We start from the raw sequence: 13,545 nt of genomic DNA, 5'->3' as shown, positions 1-13,545 counted from the left end.
TTCGGGTTCTCGTCCGGCCCGACCGGTGCTCCGAACTCCTGGCCGATCTGGGCAATGTGCAGGTGGCCGTGCCCGTTCTCGCGATCGTCGCGCTGTACGCCGCCCGGCGGGCGCGGGGCGCGGGGGTGGCGCGCTGGTGGTTGCCGGGCGTCGCAGCCGCTGTCCTCATGGCGCTCGTCCCGGCGCTCGTCGTCCCGCTCAAGGAGCTGACCGACCGCCCGGGCACCCCGGTCGTCCCGCCCGGCACCGGCTACTACCCCTCCGGTCACACCGCGACCGCAGCCGTCGCCTACGGCTGTGCGGCCCTGCTCCTCCTCCCCTGGCTGCACGGCACGTACGTCAGACGTGCGCTCGCGCTCTGCTGCGTCGCCGTCAATCTCGGCGTCGGCTACGGGCTGGTCCGACGCGGCTACCACTGGCCACTGGACGTCGTGGCCAGTTGGTGCGTCGGTGCGCTGCTGATCGGCGGCTTCGTGATGCTCGTCGGCCGAAGCAGCCGTCGAACGTCCGCTGGAACTCCTGGTTCGAGCAGCGGTCCCAGTTGACCGACCAGGTCATCAGACCGCGCAGGGCGGTCAGCTGTCGAAGCCCAGGCCCAGCCGGTCCATCGTCCGCAGCCACAGGTTGCGCCGGCCGCCGTGGGCGTCCGCCCTGGCCAGCGACCACTTGGTGAGGGCGATACCGGTCCATGCGAAGGGCTCCGGCGGGAAGGGGAGGGGCTTCCTGCGGACCATTTGCAGCTCGGTGCGCTCCGTGCGCTCCCCCGCCAGCAGGTCCAGCATCACATCGGCACCGAAGCGGGTGGCGCCCACACCGAGGCCCGTGTAGCCCGCCGCGTACGCGACCTTCCCGCCGTGCGCGGTGCCGAAGAACGCCGAGAAGCGCGAGCAGGTGTCGATCGCGCCGCCCCAGGCGTGGGTGAAGCGGACGCCCTCCAGCTGCGGGAAGCAGGTGAAGAAGTGCCCGGCGAGCTTGGCGTACGTCTCCGGGCGGTCGTCGTACTCGGCGCGCACCCGGCCGCCGTACGGGTAGATCGCGTCGTAGCCGCCCCAGAGGATGCGGTTGTCGGCGGAGAGGCGGAAGTAGTGGAACTGGTTCGCCGAATCGCCGAGGCCCTGCCGGTTCTTCCAGCCGATCGACGCGAGGTGTTCGGCGGTGAGCGGCTCGGTCATCAGCGCGTAGTCGTAGACGGGGACGGTGTACGACCTCACCCGCCTGACCAGGCTGGGGAAGATGTTCGTGCCGAGAGCGACCCTGCGGGCGCGGACCTCGCCGTAGGGGGTGCGTACGGCCATGCCGGCGCCGTACGGCTTCAGGGTGCGGGCGGGGGTGTGCTCGTAGATGCGTACGCCGAGGTCACGGCAGGCCCGCTTCAGGCCCCAGGCGAGCTTGGCGGGGTGGAGCATGGCCACGCCGCGGCGGTCCCACAGGCCCGCCTGGAAGGTCGGTGAGTCGACTTGTTCCCTCACCGCTTCGGCGTCCAGGAACTCCACGTCCTCGGCGAGGCCCTTGCGCTCCATCTCCTCGTACCAGTCGCGCAGTTCCCACGCCTGGTACGTCTCGGTCGCCACGTCGATCTCACCGGTGCGTTCGAAGTCGCAGTCGATTCCGTGCCGGGCGAGGGCTGCCTCGATCTCGTCGAGGTTGCGGGCGCCCAGCTCCTGGAGCTTGTGGATCTCGTCGGGCCAGCGGGTGAGGCCGTTGGGCAGGCCGTGGGTGAGGGAGGCGGCGCAGAAGCCGCCGTTGCGGCCGGAGGCGGCCCAGCCCACCTCGCGGCCTTCCAGCAGGATCACGTCCCGCTGCGGGTCGCGCTCTTTGGCATTGAGCGCGGTCCACAGTCCGCTGTATCCACCGCCGACGACCAGCAGGTCGCAGGTCTCGGCGCCGGTGAGCGCGGGCTCTGGGTGGGGCCTGCCGGGGTCGTCCAGCCAGTACGGGACCGGCTGGGCTTCGGAAAGGGACTTCGTCCAGTTGTCTCTGGGGCTCATGGCGCTTGGGGCCATGATTTCAACTCCCTACAGGGTTTATGCCTTTTGCCTGGTGCGTCGGCTGCTGATGACCATGGAGGCCAGTACGAGCAGTACGGCGATGAGGAACATGGCCGTACCGATGACATTGATCTGAACGGGCGTTCCGCGCTGCGCCGAGCCCCACACGAACATGGGGAAGGTGACGGTCGAGCCCGCGTTGAAATTGGTGATGATGAAATCGTCGAAGGAGAGCGCGAAGGCGAGCAGCGCGCCCGCGGCGATTCCGGGAGCCGCGATCGGCAGGGTGACCCGGAGGAAGGTCTGGAGCGGGCCGGCGTACAGATCCCGGGCGGCCTCCTCCAGCCTCGGGTCCATCGACATCACCCGTGCCTTGACGGCCGTCACGACGAAGCTGAGGCAGAACATGATGTGGGCGATCAGGATCGTCCAGAATCCCAACTGAACACCCATGTTGAGGAAGAGGGTGAGCAGCGAGGCCGCCATGACGACCTCGGGCATGGCCATGGGCAGGAAGATCAGCGAGTTGACGGCCCCGCGCGCGCGGAACCGGTACCGCACCAGTGCGAAGGCGATCATCGCGCCCAGGATGGTCGCGCCCAGCGTCGCCCAGAACGCGATCTGGAGGCTGAGCGAGAGCGAGCCGCACAGGTCGGCGACCCCGCACGGATCGGTCCAGGCCTCCGTGGAGAATTCCTGCCACTCGTAGTTGAAGCGGCCCTTCGGGTTGTTGAAGGAGAACACCGTGACGACGACGTTCGGCAGCAGGAGATATCCGAGCGTGAACAGTCCCGCAATGACGACGAGATGGCGCTTGAGCCAGTTGACGAAGGCCATTTAAACCAGATCCTCCGTGCCGGACTTGCGGATGTACAGCGTCACCATGATGAGGATCGCGAACATCAGGATGAAGGAGAGGGCCGCCGCCGTCGGATAGTCCAGAATCCGCAGGAACTGCGACTGGATGACGTTTCCGATCATGCGGGTGTCGGTGGAGCCGAGCAGATCGGCGTTCACGTAGTCACCGGCGGCCGGGATGAACGTCAGCAGGGTGCCGGAGACGACGCCCGGCATCGACAGCGGGAAGGTGACCTTCCGGAAGGTCGTGAAGGGGCGCGCGTACAGATCGCCCGCGGCCTCGTGCAGCCGGCCGTCGATGCGCTCCAGGGAGGTGTAGAGCGGCAGGATCATGAACGGCAGGAAGTTGTACGTCAGACCGCACACCACCGCCAGCGGGGTGGCCAGCACCCGGTCACCGGCGGTGATGCCGAGCCAGCTGGTGACGTCCAGGACGTGCAGGGAGTTCAGGGCGCCGACGACCGGGCCGCCGTCCGCGAGGATCGTCTTCCAGGCGAGCGTACGGATCAGGAAGCTGGTGAAGAACGGCGCGATCACCAGGATCATGATCAGGTTCCGCCAGCGGCCCGCGCGGAACGCGATCAGGTACGCCAGCGGGTAGCCCAGCAGCAGACACAGGATCGTCGCGGTGCCGGCGTAGAGGACCGAGCGCAGGAACTGCGGCCAGTACTCGGACAGCGCGTTCCAGTAGGTGGCGAAGTGCCAGGTGACCTCGTAGCCCTCCTCCAGGGAGCCCGTCTGCACGGACGTGGAGGCCTGGTAGATCATCGGCAGCGCGAAGAAGACCAACAGCCAGAGGATGCCGGGCAGCAGGAGCAGGTACGGCGTCCAGCGGCCCCTCTTGCGTGGCGGCTTCTTCGCCGGAACGGGCGCCAGAGGTGGCGCTTCGGTGACAGCGGCCATCAGGAGGTCTCCTCCTCGACCTTCTCCACGCCCGCCTCGATGTCCTGGGACGCGTCCAGGCCGAAGGTGTGCGCCGGGCTCCAGTGCAGGACGACCTCGGCGCCGGGGGCGAGGCGTGTGTCGCGGTCGACGTTCTGGACGTAGACGGCGAGTTCGGAGCCGGAGGGGCTGTCGATGACGTACTGCGTGGAGACGCCTATGAAACTGGCGTCGGCGATCCTGCCGGTGACGCGGTTGCGGCCGTCCGGGATCTCACCGGCGTCGTCGGCGTGCGTGAGGGAGATCTTCTCGGGGCGTACGCCGACCAGCACCTTGCCGCCGGTCGTGGTGGGCGCCGAGCAGCGCTCCGACGGCAGGGTGAGCTTGCCGCCGCCCGCCTTGAGGACGATCTCCTCGCCGCTCCTGGTGTCGACCTCGGCCTCGATCAGGTTGGAGGTGCCGAGGAAGTTGGCGACGAACGTCGTCCGCGGGTTCTCGTACAGGTCGGCGGGAGCGCCGAGTTGCTCGACGCGGCCCGCGTTCATCACGGCGACCGTGTCGGCCATCGTCATGGCCTCCTCCTGGTCGTGCGTGACGTGGACGAAGGTGATGCCGACCTCGGTCTGGATGCGCTTGAGCTCCAGCTGCATCTGGCGGCGCAGCTTCAGGTCGAGGGCGCCGAGGGGCTCGTCGAGGAGCAGCACCTTGGGGTGGTTGATCAGCGCACGGGCGACGGCCACGCGCTGCTGCTGACCGCCGGAGAGCTGGTGCGGCTTCTTGCGAGCCTGCTCGCCCAGCTGGACCAGGTCGAGCATCTCCTCGACCTGCTTCTTCACCGACTTGACGCCGCGCCGGCGCAGGCCGAAAGCGACGTTCTCGAAGATGTCGAGATGCGGGAAGAGGGCGTAGGACTGGAAGACCGTGTTCACCGGCCGCTTGTACGGCGGCAGCCGGGTCACGTCCTGGTCGCCGAGCGAGACGGTGCCCGACGTCGGCTCCTCCAGGCCCGCGATCATGCGCAGGGTGGTGGTCTTGCCACAGCCGGACGCGCCGAGCAGGGCGAAGAAGGAGCCCTGCGGCACGGTCAGGTCCAGTGGGTGTACGGCGGTGAAGGAGCCGTAGGTCTTGCTGATTCCGGAGAGGCGGACGTCGCCGCTGCTGTCTGTCGTCGTCATCGTCGTCACGCCCCTGTGAGCTTCGCGAACTTCTCTTCGTAGGCCGTCTCTTCCTTCGAGCTGAGGGAGCGGAAGGCACGAGACTTGGCGGCCATCTCCTGGTCGGGAATGATCAGCGGGTTGTTCGCCGCGTCCTCGTCGATCTTGGCGAGTTCCGCCTTCACCCCGTCGACGGGGCACACGTAGTTGATGTACGCGGCGAGCTGCGCGGCCGGCTTCGGCTCGTAGTAGTAGTCGATGAGACGTTCGGCGTTGGTCTTGTGCCGGGCCTTGTTGGGCACCAGCAGGTTGTCCGTCGACGTCATGTATCCGCTGTCCGGGATGAGGAAGTCGACGTCGGGGCTGTCGGCCTTGAGCTGGACGACGTCACCGGCCCAGGCGAGACAGGCCGCGAAGTCGCCCTTGGTGAGGTCCGAGGTGTAGTCGTTGCCGGTGAAGCGGCGGATCTGGCCCTGGTCGACGGCCTTCTGGAGGCGGGCTATCGCCGCGTCGAAGTCGTCGTCGGTGAACTTGCCCGGGTCCTTGCCCATGTCGAGCAGCGTCATCCCGACGCTGTCGCGCATCTCGGACAGGAAGCCGACGCGGCCCTTGAGCCTGGGATTGTCGAGCAGGTCGGAGACCGACTTCACCTCCTCGCCGTCCAGCGCCTTCTTGTTGTAGGCGATGACCGTGGAGATGCCGGTCCAGGGGTACGAGTACGCCCGTCCCGGGTCCCAGTCGGGGCTGCGGAACTGCTGGGACAGGTTGGCGAACGCGTGCGGCAGGTTGGACGGGTCCAGTTTCTGGACCCACCCGAAGCGGATGAGGCGCGCGGCGAGCCAGTCGGTCACGCAGATCAGGTCGCGGCCGGTGTCCTGGCCGGCCGCGAGCTGCGGCTTGATCTTGCCGAAGAACTCGACGTTGTCGTTGATGTCCTCGGTGTACTTGACCGTGATACCGGTGCGCCGCTTGAACTCGTCGAGCGTCGGGTGGTGCTTCTCGCTCTCGTCGACGTCCATGTACTCGGTCCAGTTGGAGAAGTTGACGGTCTTCTCCTTCGCCGAGTGGTCCTCGGACGACACGCCCGACGTCTTCGCCGCCGGGGGGATGCCGCAGGCGCTCAGCGCCCCGAGGCCGCCGACCGCGAGCGCGCCGCCGGCGGAGGCGCGCAGCAGGGAACGGCGGGTGAGGGAGGCCCTGCCGCTGCGCAGGCTGCGCCGCATGGCGGCCGCTTGGGCCGCGGACAGGCGGTCGGGCTCGTACTGCTCCATGCGCGTGGTGCCCTTTCGGGAGGGTCGGCGGCCGCGGGTCAGGCGGCCTGTTGTGGCTATCGGTCCCCGAAGATCGTGCGGTGCCAGTCCTTGCGGGCCACCGCCGTGTTGTCGAACATGACGTGCTTGATCTGGGTGTACTCCTCGAACGAGTACGCGGACATGTCCTTGCCGAAGCCGGACTGCCGGTACCCGCCGTGCGGCATCTCGCTGATGATCGGGATGTGATCGTTGACCCACACGCAGCCCGCCTTGATCTCGCGGGTGGCGCGGTTGGCGCGGTAGACGTCCCGGCTCCAGGCGGACGCGGCCAGCCCGTACGGGGTGTCGTTGGCGAGCCGGATGCCTTCGTCGTCGGTGTCGAAGGGCAGGACGACGAGGACCGGTCCGAAGATCTCGGACTGGACGATCTCGCTGTCCTGGGGCGCGTCCGCGACGAGGGTGGGGCGGTAGTACGCGCCGTTCTCGAGATCCCCCTGGGGAGCCTCGCCGCCCGTCACCACGCGCGCGTAGCCACGTGCCCGCTCCACGAACCCGGCGACGCGGTCGCGTTGGGCGTGGGAGACGAGGGGGCCCAGGTCGGTGCCCGGGGCGAAGGGGTCGCCCAGGCGGACGGTTTCCATCAGTTCGGCGGTCTTTTCGACGAACGCCTCGTAGAGCGGCCTCTGCACATACGCGCGCGTGGCAGCCGTGCAGTCCTGCCCGGTGTTGATGAGGGCGCCCGCGACCGCGCCGTGGACGGCCGCCTCCAGGTCGGCGTCGTCGAAGACCACGAAGGGTGCCTTGCCGCCCAGCTCCAGGTGGAGCCGTTTGACGGTGGCGATGGCGATCTCGGCGACCCGCTTGCCGACAGCGGTGGAGCCGGTGAAGGAGGTCATGGCCACGTCGGGGTGGCCGACCAGGTGCTCGCCGGCCTCCTTGCCGGTGCCTGTGACGATGTTGATGACACCGTCGGGGATTCCGGCGTCGGTGGCTGCCTGGGCGAAGAGAAGGGAGGTCAGCGGGGTGAGCTCGGCGGGCTTCAGCACGATCGTGTTGCCCGCGGCGATCGCCGGGAGGATCTTCCAGGCGGCCATCTGGAGGGGGTAGTTCCAGGGCGCGATGGAGCCGACGACACCGATGGGCTCACGGCGGACGTACGAGGTGTGGTCGCCGGAGTACTCGCCGGCGGACTGCCCCTGGAGGTGCCGGGCGGCACCCGCGAAGAAGGCGGTGTTGTCGATCGTGCCCGGCACGTCGAACTCACGGGTCAGCTTCAGCGGCTTGCCGCACTGCAGGGACTCGGCGCGGGCAAACTCCTCGGCGCGGTCGGCGAGCACCGCGGCGAAGCGGTGCAGCGCGTCGGAACGCTCGCCGGGGGTCGCGCCGGACCAGCCGGGGAAGGCGTCGCGCGCGGCGGCGACCGCCGCGTCCACATCGTCCGGGCCGGCCAGCTCGTAGGTGTACACGTCCTCACCTGTGGCCGGGTCGACGACCGTGTGCGTACGACCGGACGTGCCCTTCGTCAGGCGGCCGGCGATGTACTGCGCGCCGTCCGCGAAACAGTCCTGGGCGGGGAATCGTTCCGGGGTGGTCCTGCCCGGGTTGTGCATGTCGCTCTCCTCCGCCGTCGCCCCGCTGCTCACGGGGTGGGTGGCGTAGCTCCAGCTCGATTTGAGTGCCGATCCTGACAGAGCCAAGGGCGTCCAACAAGTGATTCCGTTGTTGCCTTTTGGTTACGCGACGGAATCTGTCGACCAGGTGTCGAGTCGGGCATGGAAAAGGAGGGACGGACTGTCAGTGGTGCCTGCCAGACTCGCATGCATGGAGAGGACCACGGGGAAGATCGATTCCGTGGACGCCCTGGTCAGGGAGGTCCGCGCGGGGGCGCACATCAAGTATCTGCACTTCTGGGGGCACCGGCCACGGTCGGACGGGCGGGTGGGTCCGAGTTGTCTGAGCCAGTGGTGGCCGTCGCCGTTCACGGTGGGTGAGGTGGAGTACGCGACGGCGGAGCACTGGATGATGGCCGCCAAGGCGCGACTGTTCGAGGACGCGGAGGCGGAGCGCGGGGTGCTGGCGGCTGCGCATCCCGCGCAGGCGAAGAAGGCGGGGCGGCTCGTGCGCGGCTTCGACGAGTCGATATGGAAGCGCGAGCGCTTCGGGATCGTGGTCGAGGGCAGCGTCCACAAGTTCGGCGCGCATGCCGATCTGCGGGAGTACCTGCTGAACACCGGGGAGAGAGTGCTGGTGGAGGCGAGCCCCGTGGACCGGGTGTGGGGCATCGGGCTCGCCGCGGACGACGAGGCCGCGTCGGATCCGGAGCGGTGGCGGGGGCCGAATCTCCTGGGGTTCGCGTTGATGGAGGCGCGGGAGAGACTGCAGAGCGCTGAGGGGAACGCCGGGGCGTAGTCCTACGGGGCCATGAGCACCAGGATGCCGAAGCCGGCGCCGAGGAGGATGCCCACGGTGCCGCAAATGATCCCGGCGAGGGCCTGGCCGGGGTTGGTGGCCTCGCCGCGGTTCGCCCTGCTGCGGCCGACCGCGCCGAAGATCACGCCCAGGATGCCCAGGATGATCGCCACCGGCCACAGACAGAAGCCGGCGGCGGCCACGATGCCGACCACGAGCCCGGCCGTGCCGAGCCCGTTGCTGGGCATCGCCTGTGCACCGGGCCAGCCGTAGTAACCCTGGGCGCCGTGCGTGGGCGGGCCGCCGTAGGCGGGCCCGCCCGGGTAGCCGTGGCCGCCGGGATAGCCGTACGGAACCTGGCCGGGGCCGTCGGGGGCTATGGGCGGAGGCGGGACGGCGCCTTCCTGGGGGTGCGGGACGCCTGCGGTGGGCGCGGCGAACGGGTTGCCGGCCGTGGGGGCCGACGGCGGGAACACATCGTGCGGCCCGCCTGAGCCGGGCGGCGCGGTCGGGGCGGCCCACGCCTGCTGGGGTGCGCCCGTCGACGGGGCGGTCGGTGCTGCCCATCCCTGCGGGGCCTGGGCTGCCGGGGGGCTGTCCGCGGCGGGCAGGGACGTGATCGTCTGCTGGTCGTGGACGGAGGGGCCGGCCGGGGTGGCGGGGCCGCTCGACGCGATCGTGTCGCCGGGGCCGCCCATGGCGTCGTTCGCCGGGGGTGCCCAGAGGTTCGGCTCAGGGCTGGGAGCTACGGCGGGGTGCTTGTCGAGGGCGACCTGCGGCGCCGTGCCCTGCCGGGCCGCATCCGCATCGTGCGGGGTTCGCGGCGATGGCGCGGCCTCCCCGTCCGACGGCACGAGGGGCACCGCCTCACCGACCTGCGCTATGCCGAACGCCGTGTCCCGGTCCTGCTGGACCTCCGGAATGGCGCCGCTGTCCAACACGACCTCGGGCGCCCCGTCATACGCCGACCGCTCCGGCGGCGCCCACGGGTCGCGGGGTACCGCACCGCCGGGCGCCGCATCGCCCGGGGCCGCATCGCTCGGGGCCCCACCGCCGGGCGCCCCACCACCCGGGACCGCACCACGGGCGGCCGCACCGCCGGGCGTCGCACCACTCGGCGCCCCACCACTGACGGCCGCACCGCCGGGCACTGCACCACTCGGCGCCCCACCGCTCGGCGCTGCACCGGATACGCCGTCATCCCGGCCCGCCGACGCGGGTGCGGCGTTGGCCTCCGGCGCTGCCGGCGGCTGCCTGTCGTCGGACATGCGCGGGGATCCCCTCTGTCGTGCGTGCCGTGAAGCATGCTACGGCCCTGGCATCTGCCGTGTGGGCCCGGCATACGATGATCCCCGAGTCACCGATCAGCCGATCACCCGCGTCCCGCCGCCACCCGCGGCCGGGGACGCCGCTCCCGGGGAGGAACCTTGACCGACCACGCCGCCGTATCCGCCGTACCCGGCGTCCGCGACCCGCACGCCTTCATCGCCGGACTGCCCAAGGCCGAACTGCACGTGCACCACGTCGGCTCCGCCTCTCCCCGGATCGTCGCCGAACTGGCCGCCCGTCACCCCGACTCCAAGGTGCCCACCGACCCCGAGGCCCTGGTCGACTACTTCACGTTCACGGACTTCGCGCACTTCATCGAGGTGTACCTGTCCGTCGTCGACCTGATCCGCACCCCGGAGGACGTCCGCCTGCTGACGTACGAGGTGGCCCGGGACCTGGCCCGGCAGCAGGTGCGGTACGCCGAACTGACCATCACTCCCTTCTCCTCCACCCGGCGCGGCATCGAGGAGCAGGCCTTCATGGATGCGATCGAGGACGCCCGCAAGGCGGCCGAGGCCGACTTCGGGACCGTACTGCGCTGGTGCTTCGACATCCCCGGCGAGGCGGGTCTCGAGGCCGCCGAGGAGACCACACGGCTCGCCACCGACGACAAGGTGCGCCCCGAGGGGCTGGTGTCGTTCGGACTCGGCGGGCCCGAGATCGGCGTACCCCGGCCGCAGTTCAAGCCGTACTTCGACCGCGCGATCGCCGCCGGACTCCACTCCGTGCCGCACGCCGGCGAGACCACCGGACCGGAGACGGTCTGGGACGCCCTCACCCACCTGCGCGCCGAGCGCATCGGGCACGGCACCAGCTCCGCACAGGACCCGAAGCTGCTGGCGCACCTCGCCGAGCACCGGATCCCGCTGGAGGTGTGCCCGACCTCCAACATCGCCACGCGCGCGGTCCGCACCCTCGACGAGCACCCGATCAAGGAGTTCACCCGCGCCGGCGTCCTCGTCACGATCAACTCGGACGACCCTCCGATGTTCGGCACCGACCTCAACAGCGAGTACGCCGTGGCCGCCCGGCTCCTCGACCTCGACGAGCGGGGTCTCGCCGACCTCGCGAAGAACGCGGTCGAGGCGTCCTTCCTGGACGAGGCCGGCAAGGCGAGCCTGGCGGCCGAGATCGACACCTATACCTCAGCCTGGCTCGCGTCCTGACCCACCACCAGAATTGAGCCCATGCCGAACGTGACCGCCGTGGCCCACCGCGGCGCCCCCTACCACCATCCCGAGAACACGGTCGACTCGCTGCGCACCGCGCTCGAACTGGGCGCGGACGCGGTGGAGATCGACGTACGGCTCACCCGGGACGGCGTCCCTGTGCTGCTGCACGACGAGACGCTGAAGCGGCTGTGGGAGCACGACCGGCCGCTGCTGTCGCTGTCGGCGGAAGAGGTGCACGGGCTCACCAACGGCGCGGTGCCGACGCTCGCCCAGGCGCTCACGGCGACCGACGGGAGCCGGGTGATGCTCGACCTGCCGGGCACGCCCGATGTGCGGGTGGCGCGGCGGGTCGTGGACGTCGTGCGCGACTGCGGGGCCCAGGACCGCGTGTACTACTGCGCGGGCCCTTCCGCCATGCTCGCCGTGCGCGCCGCCGACCCGGCCGCCGAGATCGCCCTGACCTGGACGACGCTGGCGCCGCCGCGCCCTGCACTGCTGGACGCGGTACGCCCGCGCTGGCTCAACTACCGCTTCTCACTGGTCGGTCGTGACCTCGCGGCCCGCGTCCACCGCGACGGCTACCTGCTCTCCGTCTGGACCCCCGACACCCGACGCGCCATGCGCCGACTCCTCGACATGGGCGTCGACTCGATCACCACGAACCGCATCGACGCCCTGTGCGCGCTGCGCACGTTCCGTTGACCCGCGCTACACGCGGGACCGTTGAGGGACCGTCGCCGGGTCGGCCGGGGTCGTGCGGGTGACGTACTGCGGTACGGGGGTGTCGTCCTTGCCCGTGTCGCGGACGAGGCCGTAGCGCTTCGCGCCCTCGGGGGGCCCGGAGTTGATGTCCTCGTTCACGGCGTTCCAGCTCGACGGGAAGACGGTCAGGCCGTAGGAGGCGCCGCGCTCGTTCTGGTTGAGGGTGACGGTGCCGTCGACATAGAAGTACTCGTTCTGCCACATCTGCTGGGTGCCGTCGGGCAGGACGGTGTAGCCGGTGTCCGGGCCGCCCATGCCGGTGACGGGGCCGCCGTCGGCGGCCTCCCCGGTGACGTCGTCCATGCGGCGGCCGCCACCGGAGGCAACGTGGAAGATCTTGCCCTTCAGGCCGGTCCAGGTAGGCATGGTCAGCCCGCCGGGCCGGTCGTGCGGCGCGATCTGCCAGCGCACCAGAACATAGCCCTGCCCGCTGAGCGTCACGCTCTCGCCGCGGTGCTGCATGACGGCCCTCGCACCCCAGGTGCTGGTGATGCCGGACTCGGGGCGGTGCGGCAGGGCCGCGGGGCGGGCGTTCGGGTCCGGGGCCCGGTCGACGGCGTCGACGACCGTGCCGTACAGCTCGACCTTCCGCTGCGTCACCGACGGCGACGGTGACGGCGTGGCCGACGGGGTCACGGAAGGGACCGGGGCCGACGGCGGTCGGGCCGTGCTCGACGCCGTGGGGGCGACCGCACGCGGCGGGGCGTCGGGGGTCTGGGTGACGACGTACGCGCCGCCCGCGACGATCGTCGCGCCGGCCGTCACCGCCACGGCGGGCTGGGTGATCGCGGCCATCACCTTCGCAGACCAGCCGACGGAGGTCGCCGTGGCCGCGACCGCCGTCTTGCCGCCGAGGGCCAGCGACAGCGTGAAGCCGACCGGGATCGGGACGAGTGCGATGCCGACGAGGAGCCGTTCCGCCGGTACGACGGACTCGCGGGTGTCGCCGCAGTAGCCGCAGCCCTTGATGTGCCGGGCCAGCCGCTTGCGCCAGACCGAGTCGGGACGGCCGCTCCAGCGGGCGGTCAGCTCGCGCAGATCGGGGCAGGCGCCGTTCAGCGCCCGTACGATGCCGCGCGCGGTCTCCAGCCGCTCCTTCACCCGCTGGACGCGCACCGCGGCGTGCTGCCGGCTGATCCCGGCCGCCGCGGCCAGTTCGCGCCGGGTCAGCTCGCCCGCGACCTCCAGCCACCACAGCGACAGCAACTGCCGGTCCTCGTCGTCCAGCCAGCGCACCGCCTCCGCGACCTCGCGCCGCTGCCCCTCCAACTGCAGCCGCAGCACGGTGAGTTCTGCGAAGTCGGTGGCCTCGCGCGCGGCCGACTCGTCGAGGTGGGCGGGCTGCTTACGGCGGGCCCGGTCCCGTATCTGCCGCATGGCGATGGCGACGAGCCAGGAGCGGAAGCTGTCCGGGTCCCGCAGCGAGCCGAGGTTGTCGACGGCACGCAGCATGGTCTCCTGGACGACGTCGTCGACGTCGGCATGGCCGTTCAGGGCGCGCCCGACCACGTTGTAGACCAGCGGCAGCCAGCCCTCGACCAGCTCGTCCAGCGCATGCCGGTCACCGGCCTGCGCCGCCGCGATGGTGGAGCGCCACTGCCTGCCGGCTCCCTCGTCCACGTACGTCCTCTCCCGGCTCACTTGCTGCCCGTACGCACCTTCTCAGCCTGACCTGTGCGTTTGGCTATGTCGGAGATCACATTCCGCTTCGGGTACGGACGGGACATGGGAGCGGCTC

The 13,545-nt window shown here is 70.4% G+C and carries 12 protein-coding genes; 4 read left to right on the top strand and 8 right to left on the bottom strand.

The genetic code is table 11. The features are described from left to right. The coding region (locus ACTWQJ_RS11735) for a phosphatase PAP2 family protein (protein ID WP_443306572.1) at positions 1-545 on the top strand (545 nt) is incomplete at its 5' end. A 30-nt stretch (positions 546-575) separates the two neighbouring features. On the opposite strand, the gene ACTWQJ_RS11730 is transcribed toward ACTWQJ_RS11735, so the two are convergent. Genes ACTWQJ_RS11730 through ACTWQJ_RS11705 form a run of 6 tightly spaced genes read right to left on the bottom strand, consistent with a single transcriptional unit; the run spans position 576 to position 7,745 of the window. After that, complete coding sequence (locus ACTWQJ_RS11730) at positions 576-2,003, bottom strand: NAD(P)/FAD-dependent oxidoreductase (RefSeq protein ID WP_443306571.1); 1,428 nt, start codon at positions 2,001-2,003, stop codon at positions 576-578. A gap of 21 nt (positions 2,004-2,024) precedes the next feature. Beyond that, a complete protein-coding gene (locus ACTWQJ_RS11725; RefSeq protein ID WP_443306570.1) occupies positions 2,025-2,825 on the bottom strand; it encodes an ABC transporter permease in 801 nt (266 codons plus the stop codon). Next, entirely contained in the window at positions 2,826-3,749 is a 924-nt protein-coding gene (locus ACTWQJ_RS11720; RefSeq protein WP_224737852.1) for an ABC transporter permease, read from the bottom strand. Then, positions 3,749-4,912, bottom strand: coding sequence for an ABC transporter ATP-binding protein (locus ACTWQJ_RS11715; protein ID WP_443306569.1), 1,164 nt, complete (start codon positions 4,910-4,912; stop codon positions 3,749-3,751). Before ACTWQJ_RS11715 ends, ACTWQJ_RS11720 begins: the two co-directional genes overlap by 1 nt. Further along, positions 4,909-6,153: a polyamine ABC transporter substrate-binding protein gene (locus ACTWQJ_RS11710; RefSeq protein WP_443306568.1), complete on the bottom strand. Its 1,245-nt coding sequence runs from the start codon at positions 6,151-6,153 to the stop codon at positions 4,909-4,911. Before ACTWQJ_RS11710 ends, ACTWQJ_RS11715 begins: the two co-directional genes overlap by 4 nt. A 56-nt stretch (positions 6,154-6,209) precedes the next feature. Further along, positions 6,210-7,745 carry a gamma-aminobutyraldehyde dehydrogenase gene (locus ACTWQJ_RS11705; RefSeq protein ID WP_443306567.1) on the bottom strand — a complete coding sequence of 512 codons (1,536 nt, stop codon included), beginning with the start codon at positions 7,743-7,745 and terminating at the stop codon, positions 6,210-6,212. Positions 7,746-7,956: 211 nt separating this feature from the next. Between ACTWQJ_RS11705 and ACTWQJ_RS11700 the strand changes: the two genes are divergently transcribed. Next, positions 7,957-8,544 carry an NADAR family protein gene (locus ACTWQJ_RS11700; protein ID WP_443306566.1) on the top strand — a complete coding sequence of 196 codons (588 nt, stop codon included), beginning with the start codon at positions 7,957-7,959 and terminating at the stop codon, positions 8,542-8,544. 2 nt (positions 8,545-8,546) lie between these two features. Here ACTWQJ_RS11700 and ACTWQJ_RS11695 read toward each other — a convergent pair whose 3' ends face one another. Continuing rightward, positions 8,547-9,812, bottom strand: a complete 1,266-nt coding sequence (locus ACTWQJ_RS11695) for a hypothetical protein (protein ID WP_443306565.1) — start codon at positions 9,810-9,812, stop codon at positions 8,547-8,549. 159 nt (positions 9,813-9,971) lie between these two features. Between ACTWQJ_RS11695 and ACTWQJ_RS11690 the strand changes: the two genes are divergently transcribed. Next, a complete protein-coding gene (locus tag ACTWQJ_RS11690) occupies positions 9,972-11,039 on the top strand; it encodes an adenosine deaminase (RefSeq protein ID WP_443306564.1) in 1,068 nt (355 codons plus the stop codon). A gap of 21 nt (positions 11,040-11,060) precedes the next feature. Beyond that, positions 11,061-11,747: a glycerophosphodiester phosphodiesterase gene (locus tag ACTWQJ_RS11685; protein ID WP_443306563.1), complete on the top strand. Its 687-nt coding sequence runs from the start codon at positions 11,061-11,063 to the stop codon at positions 11,745-11,747. 6 nt (positions 11,748-11,753) lie between these two features. Here the strand turns inward: ACTWQJ_RS11685 and ACTWQJ_RS11680 are convergent, their stop codons facing one another. After that, entirely contained in the window at positions 11,754-13,448 is a 1,695-nt protein-coding gene (locus tag ACTWQJ_RS11680; RefSeq protein ID WP_443306562.1) for a sigma-70 family RNA polymerase sigma factor, read from the bottom strand. Positions 13,449-13,545: the final 97 nt, after the last annotated feature.

It is taken from the genome of Streptomyces sp. KR55, from assembly GCF_052245645.1.
Classification (GTDB): Bacteria; Actinomycetota; Actinomycetes; order Streptomycetales; family Streptomycetaceae; genus Streptomyces; species Streptomyces flavusporus.
This window is presented reverse-complemented; position numbering and strand designations above follow the sequence as displayed.